The organism is Paeniglutamicibacter sp. Y32M11 (assembly GCF_019285735.1).
Classification (GTDB): Bacteria; Actinomycetota; Actinomycetes; order Actinomycetales; family Micrococcaceae; genus Paeniglutamicibacter.
In genome coordinates this window covers 373,687-397,946 of sequence record NZ_CP079107.1, presented here as the reverse complement: position 1 = coordinate 397,946, position 24,260 = coordinate 373,687, and the positions used below count along the sequence as shown (strand labels likewise).

The following is a 24,260-nucleotide window of genomic DNA, read 5'->3' as shown; positions in this document are numbered from 1 at the left end:
AGGCTGGGGACAATGGCAAAAAATGCTGATGCGACGCACGTCCTAGAGCGGTTCACTCCCGCAACGAGAGCTTGGTTCGAGGGTGCCTTCGCCGCGCCGACACCAGCTCAAATCGGGGCTTGGGACGCCATCTCCACGCAGCGTCATGCGTTGGTCGTCGCACCCACCGGATCCGGCAAAACACTCTCTGCCTTCCTTTGGGCGCTGGATTCCTTTGCCCGGACTGCCACCGACATCATGGATTCGGCGTTGCCGGGCCTCCAGGAGCAGCTTCCTGCGACGTCAAAGACCACCGGCTCCGGCGGAACACGAGTGCTCTACATTTCACCGTTGAAGGCTCTCGGCGTGGACGTCGAACGCAACCTACGGGCGCCGTTGGTTGGCATCAAAGCCACCGCCGCGCATCTGGGTCTCGCGATTCCTCAGGTTTCGGTGGGCGTGCGTTCCGGCGATACCCCGGCCAATGAGCGCCGCAAATTGGTGACCCATCCGCCGGATATCCTCATCACCACCCCGGAGTCGCTCTATCTGATGCTGACCTCCAAGGCCCGCGAATCGCTGTCGCAGGTTCATACCGTCATCCTCGATGAGGTGCACGCGGTAGCCGGTACCAAGCGCGGCGCCCACCTGGCTTTATCTCTTGAACGCCTTGATGACCTATTGGCAACCCCGGCCCAGCGCATCGGACTCTCGGCCACCGTAGAGCCGCGCGAGGAGGTCGCTCGATTCTTGGGCGGCAACGCCCCGGTGAGCATCATTGCCCCACCCATCACCAAAACGTGGGATCTGAGCGTTCGCGTCCCGGTCGAAGATATGACCGATTTACCCGCCGCCGCGGCGGCCCACGATTTGGGCCCCGGGTCCGGGCTGGCTCCGCAAGCGAGCATCTGGCCACACGTTGAAGAGCAAATCGTCGATTTGATCGAGGCAAACCGCTCGACCATTGTTTTTGCCAACTCGCGTCGGCTGGCTGAGCGGCTCACCGGCCGGCTGAATGAGATTCATGAAACTCGGGTAGCGGCATCAACCACCGAAGCTGTTCTGGTGCCCAACGGCATCGAACCTCCGGGAGCCGAGCCGAGCGCCGGAACCACTGTGACGCGCGTGCAACCGGGCACGGGAATGCCCGCGGCCATGATGGCGCAGGCGGGCATGAGCGCAACCAGTCTCCCGGCGGATCAGCCCGGGGCGGTGATCCCGCTGGCTCGTGCCCACCATGGGTCGGTGTCCAAGGAAACCAGGGCCACCATCGAGGACGATTTGAAGACCGGGGTGTTACGCGCCGTGGTGGCCACCAGTTCCCTGGAACTGGGTATCGACATGGGACTGGTGGATCTGGTGATCCAGGTCGAATCCCCACCGTCGGTGGCCTCCGGCCTGCAGCGCGTCGGAAGGGCCGGGCACCAGGTCGGGGAGACCTCCACCGGAACCTTCTTCCCCAAGCACCGAGCTGACCTGCTGGCCACCGCGTTGACCGTCTCACGCATGCGCGAGGGAAAGATTGAGAAGTTACACATCCCCGCGAACCCGTTGGATGTGCTGGCGCAACAGACCCTGGCCGCGTGTGCCCTCGAAGACGTTGGTGTCGAGGCCTGGTTTGAGACCGTCCGGCGCTCCGCTCCGTACGCCTCGCTGCCGCGGGCAGCATTCACCGCGACGCTGGAAATGTTGGCGGGCAAATACCCCTCGGACGAATTTGCCCAGCTGCGCCCACGCATCGTCTGGGACCGGGACGCCGGAGTGCTCACCGGGCGGCCAGGGGCCCAACGCTTGGCGGTGATCAGCGGCGGCACCATCCCCGATCGCGGGCTCTTCGGGGTCTACCTCATCGGTTCCGAAGAAAGTTCAGGTTCCAAGGGCGGACGCCGCGTGGGCGAGCTGGATGAGGAAATGGTCTACGAATCCCGGGTGGGGGATGTCTTTGCCTTGGGGGCAACCAGCTGGAAGATCGAGGACATTACGCACGATCGAGTGCTGGTCTCTCCCGCCTTTGGGCAGCCCGGAAAACTGCCGTTCTGGAAGGGAGATTCCCAAGGCAGGCCCGTGGAACTCGGTGCTGCCCTTGGTGCGTTCACCGCATCCTTGGTCCAGTCCGGGCAGAGTGCCGCCCGGGAGGAATTGGCGGGCATCGGACTGGATGACTTCGCCGCGGGGAACCTGCTGAACTACCTCAGCGCTCAGGCGGAGGCTACCTCCGTGGTGCCAAGCGACAAGACGCTGGTGGTGGAGCGCTTTGTTGATGAGCTGGGTGACTGGCGAGTCATCCTGCACTCACCCTTTGGACTGCCGGTCCATGCGCCGTGGGCGCTGGCCGTGGGGGCCCGGCTGCACGAGCGTTATGGGCTTGATGGTTCCTCAATGGCGGCGGATGACGGGATTGTGCTGCGCGTCCCGGCCATGGATGATGAGCCGCCCGGTGCCGAGCTTTTTGCCTTTGAACCCGAGGAAATCGAGGATCTCATCACCGCGCAGGTGGGTAACTCGGCGCTGTTCGCCGCGCGTTTCCGTGAGTGCGCGGCCCGGGCCCTCTTGCTGCCGCGCACCAGCCCGGGCAAACGCACCCCGTTGTGGCAACAGCGCCAACGCAGTGCCCAACTCTTGGATGTCGCCCGCAAATACCCGGATTTCCCGATCATTTTGGAAACCGTACGCGAGTGCCTCAACGACGTTTATGACCTTCCATCGCTCAAAAGCCTGCTGGGGCAGGTGGCGTCGCGCGGCATCGCGGTGCGTGAGGTGCAGACACGTTTGCCCTCACCCTTCGCCCAATCTCTGCTCTTTGGTTACGTCGCGCAGTTCCTCTACGAGGGTGACTCACCGCTGGCCGAACGCCGCGCCGCCGCGTTATCCCTGGACCCGGCGCTCCTGAACGAATTATTGGGCCGTACCGAGCTGCGCGAACTGCTGGACGCCGGAGTCATCGCCCGCACCCAGGACGAGTTGCAGCGGGTAGCGGAGAACCGCAAATTGACCGGGCTCGAAGGCACCGCGGATTTGCTGCGTCTGCTTGGCCCGCTGGAACCGCACGAGGTCGCGGCACGGCTGAACCCCGAGGTCGATTCGTCGACGGATCTGCTCACCGCGGCCGGCACCTACCTCGAGGCGCTGGTGCGCGGCAACCGGGCCTTAGCCGTGCGTCTGGGTGGTCGTGACGTTTATGCCGCGATCGAGGATGCCCCGCGCCTGCGCGATGGACTGGGTGTTCCGCTGCCGCACGGGGTGCCACTGGCCTTCATTGAACCGGTGGCCGATCCGGTGGGAGATCTGGTGTCCCGCTATGCCCGTACCCACGGCCCCTTCACCGCCCACGATGTTTCCGTGGCGCTGGGGCTGGGAGTCGCGGTGACCACCTCCGTCTTGGAGCGCTTGGTGGCAGATACCAGGGTCATGGTGGGGGCCTTCCGACCGGCCGAAATGTTGGATCAGGCTCCGTCGCCAGGCATCAGTGCCACCGAGTACTGTGACGCTGCGGTGCTGCGGATGATCCGCTCGCGGTCCTTGGCCGCACTTCGTGCCGAGGTTGAACCGGTGGATCAGGACACGTTTGCTAGGTTCCTCCCCTCCTGGCAGGGCATCGGAGCCGGGCTGCACGGATTGGACGGTGTGATGGCCGTGGTGGAGCAGCTGGCCGGTGTCCCGGTCCCTGCCTCCGCACTGGAATCCCACATCTTGCCCGCCCGGGTTCGCGACTACCAGCCCTGGATGCTTGATGAGCTGATGAGTGCCGGTGAGGTTTTGGTCTCCGGAGCCGGAGCCCTAGCCGGCAATGACGGATGGGTGGCACTGCATACGTTCGAGAATGCCCCGCTGAGTCTGCCCCTGCCCGATACCTCCACCTTCTCGGCATTGGCCTCCAAGTTGTTGGGCGTATTGGGCTCCTCCGGCGCCTACTTCGTCCCGCAATTGGCTCAGCTGAGCGCTCGGTTACCGGACCCCGACGGGTTACCGGGTAACCACGATACGGCCGAGCCCTCCTCCGCACTCGTGCTTGAGGCGCTCTGGGAATTGTTCTGGGCGTCGGCGGCGTCCCCCGACACGCTGGGACCGCTGCGCCAGCTTCTTTCCGGGGGCAAAAATGCCCACCGGGCACCGGCACAGGCACCGCGAGCCCGTACCGCCAGGTTGGGCCGCATGGCCATGCTGCGAGCCGGTCGTCAGGATGCGGGCATCGAACTTTCCGGGCGGCGCCCGGCTCCCGAGAGCGCCTCGGGACGTTGGGCAGCCTTGCCGGCCCCGCTGGCGGATCCCACCATTAGGGCGCACGCGGCGGCAGAATTTCTGCTCGAACGCTACGGCGTGATCACTCGTGGGTCGGTGGCCGCCGAATCGGTGCCCGGCGGTTTCGGCCAGCTGTACCGGGTTTTGGGAAGATTAGAGGAGGCCGGGCACACTCGCCGTGGTTACTTTGTTGAGCGACTCGGAGCCGCCCAATTCTCCACCTCATCCACCATCGACAGGTTGCGTTCGTTGGTGCGGCAGGACGATGGCGGACACCTTCCCATGGCGCTTGGACTGGCTGCCACCGACCCGGCCAACCCCTATGGGGCCGCCCTGAGCTGGCCCGACGCGGCCGGCGGGCATCGCCCGGGACGCAAGGCAGGGGCCTTGGTGGTGCTGGTAGATGGGGCGCTGGCCCTTTATGTGGAACGCGGCGGAAAGACGGTCCTGGGCTTTAGTTCTTTGTCCCCGAGCATCGGTGTTGAGACGGCGCCGGCGGATCCCGCCCTACTGGATGCGATCGCCACGGAGCTGGTGGCGGTGTTGCGCCGGGGTTCGATCGGCAAATTGGGCATCGAGAAGATCAATGGTCAGCCCATCATCGATTCACCGCTTGGTTCCGCGCTTCGCCACGCTGGCTTCTACTCGACTCCTAGTGGTTTGCGGTTTAGGGCCTAACCAATTTTGAATATTCCACCCACCGTCCACCCTCACCGGCTAGGCTAGGTGACTAGGATCACCTGATCACTTGAGCCGGTGCTCCTCTCTAGTTGGAATGGTGGTTTTCACGATGCCCGAAGGGGACACAGTATTTCGCACGGCCCGTCGTTTAGAGGCAGCCCTCGCGGGCAGGGTCCTGAGCGTGAGCGATTTTCGTGTACCTGCCCATGCCACCTTGTCTTTGGTGGACTGGATGGTCGAATCGGTCGTTTCACGCGGAAAGCATCTACTCATTCGCACGCGACCCCCGGAACGGGTTTCCGCCCCGCCCCTGAGCATCCATTCGCATTTACTCATGGAGGGTCATTGGGACGTTTATGCCACCGGCGAGCGTTGGCGATCACCGGCCTTTAAGGCTCGCGCGGTGCTGGGCAATACCGCCTTCACCGCCGTGGGCTTTGATCTTGGTTTCTTGCATGTGCTTCGCACCAATGAAGAGGTGGAGGTCATTGGGCATCTAGGCCCCGACCCTCTGGGACATTCATGGGACCCCGACGAGGCCGTGCGCCGGTTGCTCGCCGAACCCCTGCGACCCATTGGTTTGGCCCTGCTGGACCAGCGACTCATGTGCGGCCTGGGCAATGTGTATCGTTCGGAGCTACTTTTTGTGGCCCGCGTCCATCCCCGCACCGCCACCGGAGAGGTTGAGGACCTGCACCATCTGGTGGATTTGGCGCATCGATTACTGAACGCCAACAAGGACCGGGCCAGGCGAGTGACCACCGGCGCCGATGGGATGAATCCCTATTGGGTCTACGGACGCGGGGGTCAAGCGTGCATGCGCTGCGGGGGAATACTAAGCAAGGAGTCGCTGGCAGAATCGGATCGCAGCGCCGAGCGCGACATCTACTTCTGCGCCTCCTGCCAAGCCTCCACGGTGCGCATGGGGGAATCCGACCGCAACCACCCGTGAAAGACTGGTGGGCATGGCCATGATCTCCCCGCTTCCCGTGCGTAACGGCGTTAATGCAACCCGTCTGCGTGTGCCGTCGCATGGAACATGGGACACGGTCTGCGCCTACATGCTGCACCGCTTTGGGCACGTTGATGCCCAGGGCATTACCCGCCGCTTCAAAAATGGTGAGGTGGTGGGTCTTCACGGAGTGGTTCTCGACGAGCACACCCCGCTGGGCGAACACGAATTCATTTGGTACTACCGCAATCTGCCGGCCGAGGAACCTATCCCGTTCGTCGAGTCGATCCTGCACCATGATGAAAATTTGCTGGTGATCGACAAGCCACATTTCCTACCCACCACCCCGGGTGGCCGTTTTATTCAGGAATCGGCGCTGGTGCGTCTGCGCAACCGGGTCGGCAACCCGGAATTAATCCCGATGCATCGTTTAGACCGGGCAACGGCAGGAATCCTGCTTTTTTCGACGAACCCGGAAACTAGGGGCGCCTACCAAACCCTGTTTGAGCGCCGCGAAATATCCAAAACTTATGAGGCGGTTTCCGCGCTGGTTCCGGTCGCGGGACGACCCGCCGGCGAGGTGCTGGGAGTCGGTGGGCTCGGCGGAAGCGCCGAGGAACGCAGTGGAAATGCTGTTGATCATCGCGCGGGGCCCGGTAATCACCTGCTCACGGCGGCCGAACTAGCCGATCGACTCGAGGCGCTGTCCCGCGAACCGGTGGTGTACACCAATCGGATGAGCAAGATCAAGGGTCAGCTGCGTTCACTCGTCGAGGAGGGGAAACCTAATGCCGAATCACGCATCGAGTTACTCGGTACCGGGGTCTCCGCGGGGCATTTTGCTGGCCTTCGGGTTGCAAAGTTCAGGCTGAGCCCACATTCGGGGAAGACTCACCAACTTCGTGTGCATCTCGCCGCGCTAGGACTCGGGATCCTCAACGACCCCTTCTACCCCACGCTCATGGATTTTGCTGCCGACGATTACGCCCGCCCGCTGCAATTGCTGGCGCGTAGCATTTCCTTCATCGACCCGATCTCCGGGGAACCGGTGAGCTATACCTCCGCCCTCGAACTCGCGGAATCTCCGGCCTGATCAATAGCAATTGAGGCACGACCGACTCCGAGCCGTCCACTCACCGGCAGACCGAATCCTGACCGGTTAAGTAATCAAGTGTGGGAATCGGACATCGAGATGTTGTTTTCGGTACGCTGGAAGCCATCGCATGGGCAGTGGCTCAAACAGCCGTGGTGGCGACGAAGGAGACGACAATGAGTAATTCCGATACATGGACCTCCTCCGCACCTCAGGAATCGGAACTGCCTCATCCTAAACAGCCAGACAAGGCCCCCGGGCCAGTCAATGACGCTGCTGCCAACGGCTTCACGAAAAAGAGTACTAAAACGGCGCCTTCCGAGGCATCGGCCCCCACCGACCTGGTCCGGGCCAACGAGGAATCCTCCCCCGATGCACCGGTCGGTGCCGAGGAACATGTTTCGCAACGCATCTCGCACCCCGTTCCACGCCAGCACACCACCGAGCCCGACTCGATCAACTCCTTGATCAAGGGATCTGCGAACCCGGACCGCGCCGATGCGCCACTTCACCACCTCGCGAGCAAAGAAGCTCCGACAGGTGCTAAATCCTCTTCCAAATCCATGGCCAATGCGGACGAGAAGAAAGCCGCCATGTCCGGCGGTTTCGCTGCCATCAACGGCTGGCTCGATTCCCTACCCAATCCCGCATGGGAAAAGCTGGGCGACAAGATTTACGCGGCTCCCTCAACGCTCAAGCAGCGCTGGCAGGAACAGCGCGTTGAACGGGCCAAGGCCGCAGAGCTCAAGGAACGCAATCGGTTGGTCGAGGTCGCCCGTGCGGAAGCCGCGGCTGAGGCTGCCAAACGCGAGGCTGCACGAGTGGCTCGAGAAGAAGCAATCGCACGCGAGGCCGCAGCAAAGGCCCGGTCCGACGCCGAGGCAGCAGAAAAGGCCAAAGCGCAAGCCGAGGCACAAGCGGCAATCGACGCGGAGCTCGCAGAAAACGCCCGAATCGCGGCCGAAGCCAAGGCAGCCGCCGACGCGGAGCTCGCAGAAAAGGTCAAAACGGCAGCCGCCACCCAAGCGGCAATCGACGCCGCGTTGGCTGAAGAAGCCCAGCTTGCTGCCGCCACAGAATTTAGTGAAGATCCCGAAACCGAGCTTCATGCAGGAAATCTGGACTCCGCACCCAATGCCGGACAGGCACCGGGAGAGTCTGCCACTCGGTGGGATGATTCGGCCCTCGGTGATGGGCAGCGATCGAAAATGCGCGACTCTAGCCAACCCATGGGCGCGGAGCAGCTAGCGGAACTAGTCGCCAGCGCCAAGGCGGCCATCGACAATCAGCAAGCAACGGTTGAGCCAGTATACGAGGCTCCCTATGCGTTGCCGGAGACCGGCGAGAACCCGGAAGAAGTTCCGGCAGACAAACGTCGCCGCATACTGCTCACCATTACTGCGGTGGGGGCGAGCGTTGTGTCATTGATCTGCCTGAGCACCTTGGCCTCCGGGTCAGTGGAGTCCTTGGGGTCAAACTATTCACTGCTGTCCACGGCACCGAGTGCGCATCTGTTGTGGCCCCTAATTTTTGTGTGGTCGGCATTGGCCTCGGCCTATTCGTGGACAGCCACACAACGCTCGGCGGTACGCCAACGTCTCATCGGGCTGCCCTTTACCCTGGCCCTCGTGGCGGCCACTCTCTGGATGATCAGTGCCATTAATGACTGGTTGTTGCCCGCCTTCGTTTTCTCCGCCGCAAGTTGCTGGTTCCTGTACACCGCGGTGCGCGGATTGAACGAGAAGACCGCACGGAACCACCGTGAGCGAATGTTGACCGATGCGCCCATCAGCCTGATGACCGGATTCACGCTGGTGGTGACCGCATCAAGTTTCGCCTCGATTTTGCAGTCTTGGGGTGCCGGCTGGGCAGTGATCTGGGTGGCACCAATCCTCGTCATCGCCACGGGATACGCGGCGGTGGCCCTGGCGATGACCGAACGCGGGCGCATCATCCTAGCCATCGGCTTTAGCTGGGGCATGTTCTGGCTGTTAGTGCCGCGAGCCGTGGGTTCGCACAGCTCCATCTGGATTGCGATCCTTGCTGGCATGGCCTGCTTCGTGGCGCTTCTCGCCACGGAAAACCGGCGTTACCAGATTCACCATGCCGAACACCGTGCCGCCCGCGGCAAACCCACCGACTTCGATTAAGTCTTTGTACCCCCTGGGCTAACGGCGCAGGGTGATCCAGCGTCCCCGAGTACGACGCAACACCACCAGTCTTTCACTGATAGCCACGGTCTCCACCGCCGCTCGCATCGCTGCGGCGCTGGTGATGGCTTGCCCATCCGGGTTGCCGTCTTCTTCTACGGTGTAGCGCACGGTGATCCGAGGAACCCCGGCAACAACATCGAGCTGGTTGGCATCTACGTGGTGAGTCACAGCCAGCGAAGCTACGGCTCTGTCCATGACCGCTTCGGGGGCGTGCCCGGGCCGAAGACCCATGATGTTCAACTGCGCGCGGTAGGAAGGCATAAAAACAAGCCTAGTGCGTGCCCCGAAGCTCCACAGGCCCAAGGCCGGGTGGACACCATTTTCACCTGCTGACACTGCTGCGGTAATAGTGGGAAACTGATTCAATGAGTGCACCAATAGAATTCACACAGTGGCGTCGCCTACGCGAAGAGGGCCTTGCCGTTCCCTACGGCTGGCTTTCGCTCAGCAGCTATCAATGGCTTCCCGACGTGCCGGGAAAACTGGACTTGCTACCCGGATATTGGAGCGCAAGCGGAACCTCCGCCCATGCCACCTTTGACGCTGAGGATTGCGTAACAACAGCGGATGGTGACCCCGTATCGGGGACTCTGGTGCAATCACTGCACGAGGATGAATCCATGCACTTTGTTCGTCATGGTGACACGCTGGTGGAGCTGGGGGTCAGGGACGGGCGATACATGATTCGCACCCGTGAACGCACCCATCCCCGACTTAAGGCCTTCACCGGGGTGCCGATATTCCCCTACGATCCTGACTTCATCGTCCCCGGCCAGTACACTGCCTTCCATGCGCCGAAGGTGGTTCCCATTGATAGCTTCCGCCCGGACACCAAACTCAAGACAGAGCTGGTGGGAGAGGTCAACTTCGTACTGGGCGGACAGCGTGAAGTGCTAGCCGCCTCGCAAAACGTTGACGGGTCACTCACCCTAGACTTTAGAGATCTCACCAATGGTGAGCAGACAGCGGCCTGGCGCTTTGTCACGGTCAAGGCGCCGGCCGCCGACGGATCTGTGACCATCGACTTTAATCGCACCCTGAACTATCCGATGGCTTTCTCGCCCCACGCCGTATGCCCAGCACCCGTCGAGGCAAACCGGCTGAATCAAAGGGTCAAGGCTGGAGAGCTGCTGCCGCGCTGAGCAGACGCTCAGCTCCCCCGAACCGTGTCAGGAAACGCGCTGTCGCTATTTCGGCCCCATGCGGATGGCTCCGTCAAGTCTGATGGTTTCGCCGTTAAGCATCTGGTTGGCTAGGATGTGCCCCACCAGAGCCGCATACTCTTCGGGTTTGCCCAGCCGTGCCGGGTGCGGCACCTGGGCCCCCAGGGAGGCTTGTGCCTCCGCGGAGAGCGAGGCCATCATCGGCGTCTCGAAGATGCCCGGGGCGATAGTCATGACACGAATGTAATGGCGGGCAAGTTCGCGGGCCAGGGGAAGGGTCATGGCCGCGACAGCGCCCTTGGAGGCAGAATATGCCGGCTGACCGATTTGCCCATCAAAGGCCGCCACGGAGGCGGTATTGATGATGACGCCGCGCTCCGCGGTGCCGGTGAGCGGATCAATGACCGGTTCGGTTGCTGCCATGGCTTCGGCGACCAAGCGCACCACGTTGAAGGTGCCGGTGAGGTTGATGGCAATGACCTTCTCGAAATTGGCCAGCGGGAGTACTCCCTCGCGACCGAGCACCTTGCCCGGGGTGGCGACCCCGGCACAGTTCACCGCGATGCGAAGGCTGCCCAATTCAGCGGCAACGGCGATCGCGGCCCTCACCTGCTCCTCGTTGGTGACATCCGCCGGTACAAATCTGGCGCGTTCACCCAGTGCTGCGGCCGCTTCTTCGCCCTTTGATGAGGGCAAATCGACCAGGACCACGCTGGCCCCGGCGGCGTATAGTGCGCGAGCGGTGGCGGCTCCAAGGCCTGAGGCGCCACCGGTGATGAGTGCAACCGAGTCGGTGATGAGCATGTTGCTTAGTCCTTGTCCTCGAGGCTTCTGGCGCTGGCTGTTCTTTCGGAAAGCAATCTCAGCTTGCCGGGTTGAGTTAGCGCCCATTAACTGGTTCCAGACTAGTCCGAGAACGTCCACGACAGAAGGGGTAATTTCTCCGTCCAGGTAAGGCTTGCGTCGTAGACTGCAGAGATGGGGCGTTTCATCTTTATTTCCACGCGAGAACATGATCTTGCTGCTTCCGACGAGGTCCGTGGGCTGCTGGCCGCCAGCGGTCTACCCGCCGATGCGCTGCGCGTGATCCGACTCGACCGGGAACCACTGGGTGAGATTGCGACACTGGGGTTAGAGCATTGTCCCGGCGTCATCTTGGGAGGCAGCCCCTTTAACACCTCGGAGGATCCGCTACTGAAATCGGATCTTCAGTTGCGGTGCGAATCAGACCTGTCCAGACTCCTTGATGTGCTGGTTCACGATGACTTCCCGTTTCTTGGCGCATGTTATGGCGTGGGAACGTTAGGCGCACATCAGGGCGCACTGATCGATCGACGATACGGCGAACCCGTGGGCACGTCACATATCCGGCTGACGACACAGGGGCAAAACGATCCACTGCTGACCGGGCTCCCCGCGGAGTTTGATGCCTTTGTTGGGCACAAGGAGGCCGTTTCGAGTCTGCCCTCGACGGCGATATTGCTGGCGGAATCGGCCGCATGCCCGGTACAGATGTTCCGCGTCAAGACCAACCTCTATGCCACGCAGTTCCACCCCGAACTTGATCCACAGGGATTGGCCCAGCGGATCCTCATTTATCGTGATGCCGGGTACTTCCCACCGCACGAGGCCCAACGGTTACATGACGAGGCCTTGAGTGCACGGGTGCAATGGCCGTCGTTGGTCCTGGGTAACTTCGTGCAGCGCTACGGGCCCTCGGTCTAAAGAATTCCCTCGCCAGCGTCGAGTCGCGCGAGATAACCGGCGATTTTCTTTTGCCGGGTATCGGCGCCCTTAACGGTGTGTAGCCGGTAATAGATGGCGAAACGTTCGGCTCCGCTGAGCGTTTGAAGTTTTTCCTGCGCTCTCGGATGCCCCTCCACCGCATCAAGGAAATCTTGTGGCAGTTTTGCCGTCGCTTGCCCCTCATACGCGTCATCCCAACGGCCATCGGCTTGTGCGGCCTCTACGGCGGCGAGGCCGGACGGTGCCAGCAGACCCAGTTCGCTGAGTCGCTTAATGTTGGCCACGTTCCTGACCGACCACTTGCTCCGAGCAGTCCTCGGGGTAAAACGGTTGTAATGGCTGTGTTCATCACGGCCGGTGCGTTGTCCATCAATCCAGCCAAAACAGAGCGCCTGATCCACCGCCTGAGCATAGGTGAGTTCGGTGGTAGTGCCGCCCTTTTTGTGTAGAACCAGGCGTACGCCGGGATGATTCGCGTGATGCTCGCTTAACCATGCTCGCCAAGCGGCGGCATCGGGGACCAAAAGTTCTTCCAACAGAATTGCCATGCAATCATCCCACCACGTCATGCGCCCACTGCACCAGTGGCTAGCGTGCTGGGTGCCGGGCCAATCCCGGCGATCATGACATATGCATCATGCGGTATGCCTCGACTCCCACCCTCGTGACGATCCGCCCCTCATCACGAACCAAAACCGCTACCGCGGCCGTAACCCGATGAAGTTCGGTCGAGGTTGGTCGGTTGTTCGAAATACACTGTTGTTAACCACCAACCCGGCCCTTGCCCGACGGCTCCCAGGGCCCAGCAACACCACTTGGAGAGCCCTCGATGCTTCGCATCCGCCCCACCTTGCGAACCGGCCATGCTGCAGGTTGGTCCGAACTATTTTTAGCTCTGGGACTGCGCGAAATGACGCAGCTTCCCGCCACCGCTGGGTCAACGAGCAACACCAATCGATGCTTCGCTGCCGATGCGGGGCGCATCCTGGTGCAAGATGCCAGCGACGCCGGCACAGAGCTGCACTTCGAGGTGCGCGATCTGGAGATTTTCGCGCGCTGGACCATCAGTGATGGCACGCCCGTCACGTTGATCCCCGCAGCGCCCGGTAGCGCTGGCCCCACGGTGGCACATATCACCGCTCCCGACTCGGTGAAATTCACCGCGCTGGCGGTTGATCCGCTGGACACCGACGGAACGCCGCCAGAGCTCACCGGGAGCGCGGAGAACCCCCGCGGGAACCTCACGGTCCTGATCCGCTGGCACACCCCCGACCCGTCGGGCATCATAAAGACCCTGCAGAACATCGGGGCAAAATCCTATGCGCACTCCCCCGACGCCTCCTCGGTGCAATACCGGGCCAAACACGGCGGGCGCATTGAGGTATGCCCGGGGGAATCGTCTCGCATTGAACTTTCGCTGGAGTACGCGGGTGACCTGGAGACTCTGGTGGAACGAGTTTCAAAAACTCCCATCGGCTATCGGATCGACGAGGACAATGCCTCACGTGTGCTGTTCGTGCAACACCCCGATCACGGCTATCTGCGGATCGTTGAATCGAATGCGGATGTCGGCGAGCAGACCCGCCCTTAAGGTTTCGCCCCGATCCGCGGATCGGTGCTGCTGGGAATAGCCGAAGCGGCGTGCCTGTTGCTCCGAACATGAGCAAACTCTTCACCCCGGTCCAACTGACTACCCCACAGGGCCCCGGCCTGAAACTACGGAACCGCACGGTATTGGCGCCGATGTGCCAGTATTCGGTCACCAACCGCGACGGTGTTCCGCACGCCTGGCACCTATCTCACCTGGGAGCTCGTGCCGCTGGAGGATTCGGCCTAGTCATGACCGAGGCCGCGGCCATCACCGCGCAGGGACGCATCAGCGACCACGACGCTGGCATCTGGAACGACACGCAGACCCAAGCGTGGGCACCGATTGTCGATTTCCTCCACTCACAAGGGGCGGCAGCCGGAATTCAGCTGGCCCATGCCGGAGCCAAGGCCTCCACCTACGCGTGGCTTCCGCAAGCAGCGGCCGACGGCAAGGTCGGAAGCATCAGTGTGCAAGATGGCGGTTGGGACACCACCGGACCGTCCGAAACCGAAGTCTTCGGCCTGGTTTCCCCCGCTGCCATGTCCGTTGAGCAGATCAAGGTTTCCATCCAAGACTGGGCGGAGGCCGCACGTCGTGCCGATGAGGCAGGCTTTGATCTCGTCCAGCTCCATGGAGCCCACGGCTACCTGATTCACCAATTCCTGTCCCCATTGACCAATACCCGCACCGACGAATACGGCGGAGGTTATGAAAACCGCACCCGCTATGCCCGCGAAGTGATCAGCGCGGTGCGTGCCGCGTGGCCCGATCACAAGCCGTTGGCCATCCGATTCTCCGGTGATGACTGGGTTGAGGGCGGGTGGAGGATTGAAGATACCGCACGCTTCGCCACCGAAGCCTACGAACTCGGTGTCACGGCCTTTGACCTCTCCAGCGCGGGAATCGGCAAGTACTTTGGGCCCACCGGCCCCGGCTTCCAGGTGCCATTGGCCACCGCGGTGAAGCACGCCGTCCCCGATGCTTTTGTCACGGCCGTGGGCATGATCAACGATGCTTCGCAGGCCGAACAGGTGTTGGTCACGGGAGCCGCCGACGGAGTATCCATCGGTCGGGCCGCCCTAAAGAACCCCAACTGGCCGGCTGCCGCCGCGGCAGAACTGGGTGCAGCCCCAGACGAGGTCCCCTTCGCCGCTCAGTACTGGCGCGCCCACTGGTAAAAGCTCCTCTCGCGGTGCCATTAAGCTCACTCGTCGCCGCATGGATTAAAAAGGTGCGGGCCAGCGGAAGAGAAATTCCTCCGACGGCCCGCACCTTTGGTGTGTATGGCGGCAGTACCCTTGCGCTTAGCCGCGTAGGTCCTTGCCCACGGACTCCGGCATTTTGTAGATGGTGAGCGCACTGATCAGCAGCAGGACGATGGAGTAGATCGCGAAGATCGTGCCACCGGTGGGGATACCGAACCAGGCGTTGAACCCGGCCTGCAGGAAGGCAGCGGTGCCGCCGAAGGCCGCCACCGCGATGGCGTAGGGGATGGCCACGCCGATGGTGCGGATCGCGGTGGGGAACAGCTCGGCGTACACGGCCGGAACGATCGAGGCGGAGGCGGCGATGAAGATGAGCATCACCGACATTGCGACGAACAGCTGCCAGGCTTCACCGCGCACCAGGGAGGACATCGGGAACTGTAGGGCAGCGGCACCCAGTGCCGATATCAGCAGGACCGGACGACGGCCGATGCGGTCCGAAAGCTTGCCCCAGAACGGCAGGGCGGTCATGAACACCAGGTTGGCGGCGACGCCGGTCCACAGCGCGGTGGCCGGATCCATCTTCAGGTTGGCGATCGCGTAGGCGGGGGTCGAAACGGACCAGATGTAGTAGACCACGGTCAAACCGACGGTCAAACCGATGACCCGCACCGCCTGGCGCCAGTTGGCCATGATTTGCGAGAAGACCGAGGGACCCTTGGTGGCGGCCGCGGCCTTGGCCGACTTCTGTTCCTCGAACTGTTCGGTTTCCTTCAGGCGTGAGCGCATGATCAGGGTGTACAGGCCCATCAACGCACCGACGGCAAAGGGGATGCGCCAGCCGAAGGCGCCCATCTGTTCCTTGGTCAGGGTGACGGTGAGGATCGCGCCGAGCAGCGTGCCGGCCACAATGCCTGCGGTCCCGGAGAAGTACATCAGCGTGGAGTAGAACCCGCGCTTCGGGGCCGGGGCCACCTCGGCGAGGTAGGTCTGCGCGCTGGGCATCTCGCCGCCGTGAGCAAGACCCTGCAACAGGCGGGCCACCAGCAAGATCAGCGAGGCACCGGCGCCGATGCTTGAGTAGGTCGGGGTAATCGCGATGATCAGCGAACCGACCGAGGCCAGACCCACGGCCATGGTCATGGCGGCCTTGCGGCCGACCTTGTCACCGATCAACCCGAAGAAGGCACCGCCGAAGGGGCGAGCGACGAAGCCGACGGCGAAGATCGCCATGGTGGCCAGGAACGCGGAGGTCGGGTCGGCCTTGGAGAAGAGCTGGCCGGAAATGAAGGAAGCGAACGTGGCGTAGATGGCCCAGTCGAACCATTCCACCGCGTTGCCCGCGCCAATACCTAGCAGGGTCTTGACGGTGGACTGGCCGGGAACCGAATGGCCATTGGACGTGATGGTGGGCTGGGGGGCCTGATGGCCACCGGAGGGAACCTGCTGGACCTTGATGCTCATGTCGTAAATCCTCGAGTGAGTGTGTGCGTGAGTGGGGAAGGGAGGGGTTAGCGTGTTGCCAGGGAAGCGAGCTTGGTGGTGGCCAGCTGCGTGTAGAGCGCGGTACCGCGACCCAACACCGAATCATCAAAACGTGCATATGGGGAGTGGTTGTAGGCGGCAGATGAACCGTCCACACCGGGAGTCAGCGCCGAGAGGAAGATAAATGCACCGGGAACCTCTTGAAGTACCCGGGAGAAATCCTCGGAACCGGCCAGGGGGCTGGCCATGGTGGTGAAGGAATCCGTCCCAAAGAGTTCGCGTACCGCGTCTGCCGCAAATTGCGTTTCCGCTACGGCGTTAATCGTGGTGGGATACTCGGTGCGGTATCCCACCTCAACCTCCAGCCCGTGGGCCTGAGCGATGCCTTGGAGTAAGGCGGGGACAACAAGCTGGAGCTTGTCGTGGTTCGCGTGACTAAAGGAACGGATGGTCGCTTCGAAGTAGGCGGTGTCCGGAATAATGTTGCGTGCCGTTCCGGCCCGCAACACCCCGACGAAGATGACCACCGGGTCAAAGACGTCGAACTGGCGGGTCACCATTACCTGCAGGGCCGTCACCATTTCCGCGGCAGCGGTCACCGGGTCCTTGGCCGCGAAGGGTGCCGAGCCATGCCCGCCGGCACCGCGCACCGTCACGAACAATCCATCCGAGGCGCTCATCACCGCGCCATCCTTGGAAGTAAATACTCCGGTGGATCCCATCGAGCTCATCACATGCAACCCAAAGGCGGCATCGACCTTCTTTCCGCTGGCCTCCAGTACGCCTTCGCGCACCATACGGCTCGCACCGTCCCAGCCTTCCTCGCCGGGTTGGAACATCAACACCACATCCCCGGTGAGGGAGTCGCGGCGCTCGGCCAATAGGGTTGCGGCTCCGGCCAACATCGCTGTGTGCAGGTCGTGCCCACAGGCATGCATGGTCGCACCAGTCTGCGAGGCGAACTCAACACCGGACTTTTCCTGCAGTGGCAGTCCATCCATGTCACCGCGCAGCAATACCGTGGGGCGCTCGCCGGCGGGGGCCGTGGAGGCTCCTCCGCGCAGAACTGCCGTCACCGAGGTGAGATCGGTTCCCAGCGAAATTTCGTATCCGAGGGGCTCAAGCCACTGCAACACTCGTTCCTGGGTTCGTGGCAGCTGCAACCCGGTTTCGGGTTCGCGGTGCAGCGCATGGCGCAGGCGGGTGATCTCCGGAAGGAGTTCGGCTGCGTCCTGCACAATAGCGGTGGTAGCGGTGCTCATGCCCCGTGTCCTCTTTCTGATTTCCATCGCCCACCATTCGGTGAGCTATGTCACTATTGAGAGTGGGGCCGTGGCAGGATAATGGAGCTACATTCACGAAAAATTGCACTAGCTAGCTTTTAAACCACGTTTTATTGCACTGAAAGGAAAGGTGTGTCGATGGAACTACCGGTCGAAGACCTACAGCTGGTGCACGCATTGCAAATTGCTCCGCGGGCCGGCTGGTCAGAGTTGGGCACGATTCTCGGGCGGCACCCGGCAACACTTTCTGCGCGCTGGGCGCGTTTGCGCGAGGACCGCATGGCCTGGGTTCTGGGACATCTGAGTGGGCGCCCGGAGCAGCATTGCACCGCCTTCATCGACGTGGTGGCGGATCCGGCGCTCATCGAGGAGGTGCAGGCGGACCTCTGCGCGATCACCGAGGTGCTGACCGTGGATGACGCGACCAGTACGGCAGACTTCCGGCTTACCTGTCTGGCCGCCGACTGGCTGGACATGGCGCGCAAGGTCCTCCCTCGCATCCGCGGTACCCGCGGCGTCCAACGCACCAAGGTTTCGCTGTGCACCAAGCTGTATGCCACCGGCAACGCATGGCGACTGGACGTACTCTCTCCCGCGCAGCAGGCGCAGCTCCAACGGCTCATCCATCCACCGCTGTCTCAGCCGACCATCATCCCGGATACCTTTTGGCCCATGCTCCGGGTCCTCATGCACGATGGCAGGGCCACCGCCACGGAGATCGCTCAGGCCACCGGGCAGCACCCCTCCACCACTGGCCGCTTCCTGAAGGTGGCGTTAGAAACCGGGATGGTGACCTTGCGCTGCGAACTGGCGAGTCATTACACCGGCTACCCGTTAACGGTGCAGTGGTTCGCCAAGGTCCCGGCCGGCACCGCCGACACCGTGGCCGCATTCCTGATGGAACAGCGAACACTTCGTCTCTGCGCCGCCACGACCGGCGCGGCAAACATGACGTTCATGATGCAGCTGCGTACCCCTGCCGACATTGCGGATGTGGAGGCCAGACTGGCCGTTCGCGTCCCGGGCGTGGAGATCATCGAGGCCTGCGTGGGCGTGCACGCCTTCAAACGCATGGGCTGGATGCTGGATCCGGAGGGGCGTCCCACCGGAGAGGTCGTCACCTGATCCGCTCCTGCATACTGCGGGTTAAGTACACCACCCCGCCATCCCTGCAAAAGGGAGAACGGGGTGGTGTGTGGCCCAGCGCGAGTGGCACCGGATCAGATTAAGCCGGTGATTAGTGGGCGTGGACCGGCGCGGAAGCAGGAGTCTCTGCCTTGGTGAGGAAGAGCGAAATGATGATCATTCCGACGGAGCAGATTGCCGCGACCATGAAGCCCGCGGAGAATCCATTAATCTGAGCCTGAATCGGATCAATTCCGGCTTCGGCTCCGGCACCAATGCGCGATGCCAAGACACCAACGAGCAGGGCTGTGCCCGCGGCCCCGCCCAACTGCTGCAGCGTGGAAAGTACCGCCGAACCATGGGAGTGCAGGGAATGCGGCAACGGGTTCAGTGCGGTGGTGAACGCCGGGGTGAAGATCAGCGAGAGAGCCAATGACATCGCTAGGTGCAAGGCAATAATCATGCCGATGGCCGTCTCGGCCCCAAGCAGGCGCGAGTAGCCAAAGAGCACCAGGGTCAGAATGACGGCTCCCGGGATCACCAGCGGGCGCGGGCCCACCTTGTCAAAGAGTCGCCCAACAAACGGGGCCAACAGCCCCATCAGCAATCCACCGGGCAAGAGCATCAGGCCGGTGGCCAGGGTGTCTAGCCCACGGACATTCTGCAGGTACATCGGCAACAGGATGATCACCCCGAACAGTGCCACCATCGCCAGAATCATCAGCGAGAGTGACAGCGTGAAGGGTCGGTAGCTGAAGGTACGCAGGTCAAGCAGCGCGTGGTCCTTCTTTTGCAGGCGAAGCTGCAACATCGTGAAGCACACCAACGCCAGCACCGCAATCACGAGGATCGCCACGGTCTGGGCGTTCAGTCCATTGGCCGAGAGCCTGCTGAGTCCCAAGACCAGACCGCCGAAGGCCGGAACGGAGAGGATCACCGAGGCGATCGACAGCGGCATCTTGGAGGCCTCTGCCACCTTATTCAGCCGCGGTGCGCCAATGAGCAGCGCCGCTAGGGCGATCGGAGCAATGATCAGGAACATGAAGCGCCAGTTCAGGAACTGCAGGATCAACCCGGAGATGGTCGGGCCGATGGCCGGCGCCACGGAAATCACGATCGACACATTGCCCATGATGACTCCGCGTCGCTCCGCCGGCACCAGGTCAAGGACCGTGGTCATCAACAGCGGCATCATAATTGCCGTACCCGACGCCTGAATCACCCGGGCCGCAAGCAGCAGTTCGAAGCCTGGAGCGCCCGCTGCGAGCAGAGTTCCGGCGGTGAACAGGATCATCGCAAGCATAAAGACCCCGCGAGTGCTGAAGCGCTGGAGCAGGAATCCGGTGGCCGGGATGACAACGGCCATGGTGAGCATGAAGATCGTCGAGAGCCACTGAATGGCTTCTTCGCTGACCTTGAATTCATGCATGAGCACCGGCAGTGCCACATTCATGATGGTTTCGTTAAGGATCACCACAAACGCGGAAACGATCAGCACCGTGATGGTGGCAAGATCCTTGGGGTTAAGTTTGGTGCTGGTCTCGGTCACGGGTAGTGGCCTCTTCCATAAAAGGGGGTGGCGTTGATGAACATTTCATTCTAGCGCTGGGTGTCCACGGTTCATTCCCCAAAGTGAAAACATTCTGGGAATCTCACAACACGGCCCACGGCGTGGCCAGCCACGGGGTCGATGGGACAAGATGGGAACATGAACGTTCGCACTCCGGATCCCTATCCCGGCTGGTTGTCCGATGAAGACCTCTACGAGGCCCGCGCCCGGTTGCCCATGCTCTACATCGAAGCGATCCCGGTACGCCTGGATCCGCTCGGCTACGTCATGGAGATCGGGCTATTGCTCACCGCCGATCCCGAGGGGCGAATGCTGCGTACCTTCGTCTCGGGCAGGGTGATGTACCGGGAAACCATTCGGGCCGCGCTGACTCGCCACATCGAAAAGGACCTTGGCCCGCTGGCCATGCCGCAGTTGCCGCCGAGCCCCGCGCCCTTCACCGTGGCGGAGTACTTCCCCTCTCCCTCGGAAACGGGATTAACCGACGAACGACAGCATGCCGTGGCACTGGCCTACATCGTTCCGGTTCGCGGAGAATGCTCACCGCGTCAGGATGCACTCGAGCTCACCTGGCTCACGCCGGAAGAAGCGCTCAGCCCAAATATTCAAGAAGAATTCGCCGGCGGTCGCGAGAATCTCGTGCGTCAGGCTCTCGCACACGTTGGCTACAACCGCTAAACACCACCCACGCCAATTAATAGGCCGAGGCTCTGCGCATCATCATGATGTGCAGAGCCCCGGCCTTTGTGGTGTTGTCTTAGTTATCCTTCAACACGCTTGACCTTGCCTACGAGTAACACGTAGGACAGGATGCCGGCCGCGGCGATCACCGTCATGTAAATGAAGGCGGGACCGAAGTCGGTCTTGGTCACCAATAAACCGATGACAATCGGGGTGGCGATCGAGGACAGGTTGCCGATGAAGTTGAACATGCCACCGGTCAGTCCAATTAGTCGGGCCGGAGCCAGAGCCGAAACCAACGACCAGGTGATGGAGGCCAGCCCATTTCCGAAGAACGCGATGGACATGAAGGTGATGACCAGCGCGGTGCTGTCGGTAAAGATGGCACCGATCATGCTCATGGACAGCAGCAAGCCGATGATGATGGGCAGTTTGCGTGCCGTGCCCAGGCTGACACCGCGCTTCAGCATGAAGTCCGAGAGCACCCCACTGATCAAGACGCCCACCAGGGCGGCAATAAACGGCAACGAGGTCAGGAACCCGGTCTTGATGTAATCCATCTGACGGTAGGACACCAAATAGGTGGGGAACCAGGTCAGGAAGAACCACAGGGTAGAGGTCAGGCAGAATTGGCCAATGTAAATGCCCCACAGCTTGCGGCGCCCCAAGACGAGGGCGAAATCCTTTTTGGTCAGCTTCGGCTTGACCTCGTTGGCTTCATCGCTGCCCAGGGAGACTAGTCCGCCGCCGGCGCGAATGTATTCGATTTCCGCGGTGTTGGCCCGTTTGGAGTCCATCGGGTTGCGGTACAGCAGGTACCACAGCACACCCCAGAGCACACCCACCGCACCGGTGATCACAAATACCCAGTGCCAACTCATGGCGTGCTGCAACCAGATCAGCACCGGAGTCAGCAACGCGAGGCCAATGAACTGGCCCGAGGTGTAGAACCCAATGGCGGTGGCTCGTTCGCGTTCCGGGAACCAGGCGGTGACTACCTTGTTGTTGATCGGGTAGGCGGGTGCCTCAAAACCACCCACGGCCAGACGCAAAACAATCAGCGCGACGAAGCTCCCGGCCATGCCCATGAAGATGGTGGCAACGGACCATAGAACGAGGCAAATCGGGTAAAGCAGCCGCGGCGGTACGCGGTCAACCAACCAGCCCCCGGGGAGCTGCATGGCCGCATAGGTCCAGCCGAATGCCGATAGCAGCAGGCCTTGCTGGGCCGTGTCCAAGCCGAATTCCGCGGAGATTAATGGCGCTGCCACCGAAAGGTTCGAGCGGTCCATGTAGTTGATGACAACTGTCAGGAAAAGCATGATGGCTACGACGTAGCGCATCCTGGTCCGCTTCGCGGAGCCGGTGATGGGCTCGGCGACGGACGGCATGGTCTGTGGCATTCGATTTACCATTCTGCGAAGGACCCGTCTTTGTGACGCCAAACCGGGTTGCGCCAGCGGTGACCTTCGGCCGCACGCTCGATGACATATTCCTCGTTAACCTCAACGCCCAAGCCGGGGCCGGTCGGGATGTCGACCATGCCGTCCTCGTAGGCGAAGACCGAGGGGTCAAGCACATAGTCCAGGAGGTCATTGGACTTGTTGTAGTGGATTCCCAGGGATTGCTCCTGGATGAAGGCGTTGTAACAACCCGCATCAATTTGCAGGTTGGCTGCCAGCGCGATCGGGCCCAGCGGGCAGTGCAACGCGACTGCTACGTCGTAGGCTTCGGCCATGGCCGCGATCTTGCGGGCCTCGGTGATGCCGCCACAGTGCGAAGGATCGGGCTGGATGATATCCACGGCGCCGGAGGCGATGATGTCTTTAAAGTCCCAGCGGGAATACAGCCGCTCTCCCAGCGCAATGGGAGTGGGTGTGTTGCGCAAAACATCCAGCATGGACCCAACGTTTTCGCTGAGTACCGGCTCCTCAATGAACATGAGCTTATAGGGCTCGAGTTCCTTGATGAGCACCTTCGCCATGGGCTTGTGCACACGGCCGTGGAAGTCCACGCCGATGCCCACATTGGTGCCCACCGCTTCGCGAACCGCTTGAACGTTCTCGAGGCACTTCTCAACCTTGTCCCAGGTATCGATGTACTGCATTTCCTCGGTGCCGTTCATCTTCACGGCGGTGAATCCTCGGTCCGCGGCTGCGCGTGCCGCTGCCGCGGTTTCCGAGGGGCGATCGCCGCCGATCCACGAGTAAACCCGCATTTTGTCCCGGACTTTGCCGCCAAGCAGTTCGTAGGCTGGCACGCCCAGGGCCTTACCCTTGATGTCCCACAGTGCCTGGTCGATACCCGCCAGCGCACTCATGTGGATACCGCCGCCGCGGTAGAAGCCGGCACGGTACATGACGGTCCACAGATCCTCGATATTCCGTGGATCCTTGCCGATGACGTAATCCGAGAGTTCATCCACAGCCGCGGCCACGGTGGCTGCACGCCCCTCGAGTACCGGTTCTCCCCAACCCACGATGCCCTCGTCGGTTTCAACCTTCAGAAACAGCCAGCGAGGCGGAACCATGTAGGTGGTCAGTTTGGTGATTTTCATGCGGACTTCCTCGTCTCGTGGATCGTGTTGTAGGCGCGGACAATGTTGGTGGCGCGGACGCGCAGATCTTCAATACCTCGTCCGGGCTTGTAAAGGGCCGAGCCGATGCCAAATCCGGTGGCTCCGGCGTCGACCCACTCGCCCATGTTTTCCTCGTTGACGCCGCCGACGGGAATCAGCCCGATTTCCAAGGGGATCACCGCGGTCCAGGCTTTAAACCCACCCAGCCCTACCTGTTCGGCCGGAAAAATCTTGACGTTGCGGGCGCCGGCTTCGATGGCGTCAAAGGCGTTGCTGGGGGTAGCTGCCCCCGGGAAGGAATCCATGCCCAGGGCCACGGTTTCGGCGATGACGTTGACGTTAGTGTTGGGCGAGACGATGATCTGCGCCCCGGCGGCCTTGCACGCCCGAACCTGCTCAACATTGAGCACCGTTCCGGCGCCGACCCGGACATCGGCAGGCAGGGTACTGCGCAGGATCTTGATACTTTTTAATGGATCGGGAGAATTCAGCGGAACCTCTAGCGACCTGAACCCTGCTTCGTACAGGCAGGCACCAACTGCTTCTGCTTCGTCGGGGTGCAGCCCGCGCAGGATGGCGACGAGTCCGGTGGATGTCCTTTGAGGTGATGCCTCGATCACGATGCTGACCTTTCTAAGAGTTATTTGCGTCTGCGAAAAAGTGTTGCGAAATCTCT

19 protein-coding genes are annotated in these 24,260 nt (G+C 61.9%); 10 read left to right on the top strand and 9 right to left on the bottom strand.

Annotated features, from left to right (window positions below):
- The first annotated feature begins 12 nt into the window (after positions 1–12).
- The 4 genes from KUF55_RS01775 (at position 13) to KUF55_RS01760 (ending at position 9,094) form a co-directional block, all read left to right on the top strand.
- Positions 13–4,896 carry an ATP-dependent helicase gene (locus tag KUF55_RS01775; protein WP_218817813.1) on the top strand — a complete coding sequence of 1,628 codons (4,884 nt, stop codon included), beginning with the start codon at positions 13–15 and terminating at the stop codon, positions 4,894–4,896.
- A gap of 97 nt (positions 4,897–4,993) precedes the next feature.
- Entirely contained in the window at positions 4,994–5,851 is an 858-nt protein-coding gene (locus KUF55_RS01770) for a DNA-formamidopyrimidine glycosylase family protein (RefSeq protein ID WP_370630978.1), read from the top strand.
- Between the two features lie 19 nt (positions 5,852–5,870).
- Positions 5,871–6,944, top strand: coding sequence for a pseudouridine synthase (locus tag KUF55_RS01765; protein WP_255557422.1), 1,074 nt, complete (start codon positions 5,871–5,873; stop codon positions 6,942–6,944).
- Between the two features lie 176 nt (positions 6,945–7,120).
- The gene (locus KUF55_RS01760) at positions 7,121–9,094 is read left to right on the top strand and encodes a hypothetical protein (RefSeq protein ID WP_218817810.1); all 1,974 of its coding nucleotides are present in this window, start codon (positions 7,121–7,123) and stop codon (positions 9,092–9,094) included.
- Between the two features lie 18 nt (positions 9,095–9,112).
- On the opposite strand, the gene KUF55_RS01755 is transcribed toward KUF55_RS01760, so the two are convergent.
- Positions 9,113–9,418 carry a hypothetical protein gene (locus KUF55_RS01755; RefSeq protein WP_132364524.1) on the bottom strand — a complete coding sequence of 102 codons (306 nt, stop codon included), beginning with the start codon at positions 9,416–9,418 and terminating at the stop codon, positions 9,113–9,115.
- 104 nt (positions 9,419–9,522) lie between these two features.
- Here KUF55_RS01755 and KUF55_RS01750 point away from each other — a divergent pair, with 104 nt between their 5' ends.
- The gene (locus tag KUF55_RS01750) at positions 9,523–10,299 is read left to right on the top strand and encodes a DUF1684 domain-containing protein (protein ID WP_132364522.1); all 777 of its coding nucleotides are present in this window, start codon (positions 9,523–9,525) and stop codon (positions 10,297–10,299) included.
- 45 nt (positions 10,300–10,344) lie between these two features.
- On the opposite strand, the gene KUF55_RS01745 is transcribed toward KUF55_RS01750, so the two are convergent.
- Positions 10,345–11,124 carry an SDR family NAD(P)-dependent oxidoreductase gene (locus KUF55_RS01745; RefSeq protein WP_218817809.1) on the bottom strand — a complete coding sequence of 260 codons (780 nt, stop codon included), beginning with the start codon at positions 11,122–11,124 and terminating at the stop codon, positions 10,345–10,347.
- Positions 11,125–11,298: 174 nt separating this feature from the next.
- Here KUF55_RS01745 and KUF55_RS01740 point away from each other — a divergent pair, with 174 nt between their 5' ends.
- Entirely contained in the window at positions 11,299–12,045 is a 747-nt protein-coding gene (locus tag KUF55_RS01740; RefSeq protein ID WP_218817808.1) for a glutamine amidotransferase, read from the top strand.
- Here KUF55_RS01740 and KUF55_RS01735 read toward each other — a convergent pair.
- Positions 12,042–12,614, bottom strand: a complete 573-nt coding sequence (locus KUF55_RS01735; protein ID WP_132364516.1) for a YdeI family protein — start codon at positions 12,612–12,614, stop codon at positions 12,042–12,044. The genes KUF55_RS01740 and KUF55_RS01735 overlap by 4 nt on opposite strands.
- A 281-nt stretch (positions 12,615–12,895) precedes the next feature.
- On the opposite strand from KUF55_RS01735, the gene KUF55_RS01730 reads away from it, so the two are divergent.
- Positions 12,896–13,657: a hypothetical protein gene (locus KUF55_RS01730; protein ID WP_218817807.1), complete on the top strand. Its 762-nt coding sequence runs from the start codon at positions 12,896–12,898 to the stop codon at positions 13,655–13,657.
- Between the two features lie 68 nt (positions 13,658–13,725).
- Positions 13,726–14,835 (top strand): tRNA-dihydrouridine synthase, encoded by a 1,110-nt coding sequence (locus KUF55_RS01725; protein ID WP_218817806.1) that lies wholly within the window; start codon positions 13,726–13,728, stop codon positions 14,833–14,835.
- 126 nt (positions 14,836–14,961) lie between these two features.
- Here the strand turns inward: KUF55_RS01725 and KUF55_RS01720 are convergent, their stop codons facing one another.
- Together KUF55_RS01720 and KUF55_RS01715 are read right to left on the bottom strand one after the other, a co-directional pair.
- Positions 14,962–16,326 carry an MFS transporter gene (locus KUF55_RS01720; protein ID WP_132364510.1) on the bottom strand — a complete coding sequence of 455 codons (1,365 nt, stop codon included), beginning with the start codon at positions 16,324–16,326 and terminating at the stop codon, positions 14,962–14,964.
- A 47-nt stretch (positions 16,327–16,373) separates the two neighbouring features.
- Positions 16,374–17,609 carry a M20 family metallopeptidase gene (locus KUF55_RS01715; protein ID WP_218817805.1) on the bottom strand — a complete coding sequence of 412 codons (1,236 nt, stop codon included), beginning with the start codon at positions 17,607–17,609 and terminating at the stop codon, positions 16,374–16,376.
- Between the two features lie 159 nt (positions 17,610–17,768).
- On the opposite strand from KUF55_RS01715, the gene KUF55_RS01710 reads away from it, so the two are divergent.
- Positions 17,769–18,755 (top strand): Lrp/AsnC family transcriptional regulator, encoded by a 987-nt coding sequence (locus tag KUF55_RS01710; protein WP_218817804.1) that lies wholly within the window; start codon positions 17,769–17,771, stop codon positions 18,753–18,755.
- Between the two features lie 112 nt (positions 18,756–18,867).
- Here KUF55_RS01710 and KUF55_RS01705 read toward each other — a convergent pair whose 3' ends face one another.
- The gene (locus tag KUF55_RS01705) at positions 18,868–20,304 is read right to left on the bottom strand and encodes a DHA2 family efflux MFS transporter permease subunit (protein WP_218817803.1); all 1,437 of its coding nucleotides are present in this window, start codon (positions 20,302–20,304) and stop codon (positions 18,868–18,870) included.
- Between the two features lie 159 nt (positions 20,305–20,463).
- Between KUF55_RS01705 and KUF55_RS01700 the strand changes: the two genes are divergently transcribed.
- Positions 20,464–21,003 carry an NUDIX hydrolase family protein gene (locus KUF55_RS01700; protein ID WP_132364504.1) on the top strand — a complete coding sequence of 180 codons (540 nt, stop codon included), beginning with the start codon at positions 20,464–20,466 and terminating at the stop codon, positions 21,001–21,003.
- An 83-nt stretch (positions 21,004–21,086) separates the two neighbouring features.
- Here the strand turns inward: KUF55_RS01700 and KUF55_RS01695 are convergent, their stop codons facing one another.
- From KUF55_RS01695 to KUF55_RS01685, 3 genes are read right to left on the bottom strand one after another with little or no spacing between them, the layout of a single operon-like run.
- On the bottom strand, positions 21,087–22,409 hold the full coding sequence (locus KUF55_RS01695; protein WP_132364502.1) for an MFS transporter: 1,323 nt from the start codon (positions 22,407–22,409) through the stop codon (positions 21,087–21,089).
- A gap of 5 nt (positions 22,410–22,414) precedes the next feature.
- Positions 22,415–23,563, bottom strand: coding sequence for a galactonate dehydratase (gene dgoD / locus KUF55_RS01690; protein WP_132364500.1), 1,149 nt, complete (start codon positions 23,561–23,563; stop codon positions 22,415–22,417).
- Positions 23,560–24,204, bottom strand: coding sequence for a 2-dehydro-3-deoxy-6-phosphogalactonate aldolase (locus KUF55_RS01685; protein WP_255557234.1), 645 nt, complete (start codon positions 24,202–24,204; stop codon positions 23,560–23,562). Before KUF55_RS01685 ends, dgoD begins: the two co-directional genes overlap by 4 nt.
- Positions 24,205–24,260 lie beyond the last annotated feature (56 nt).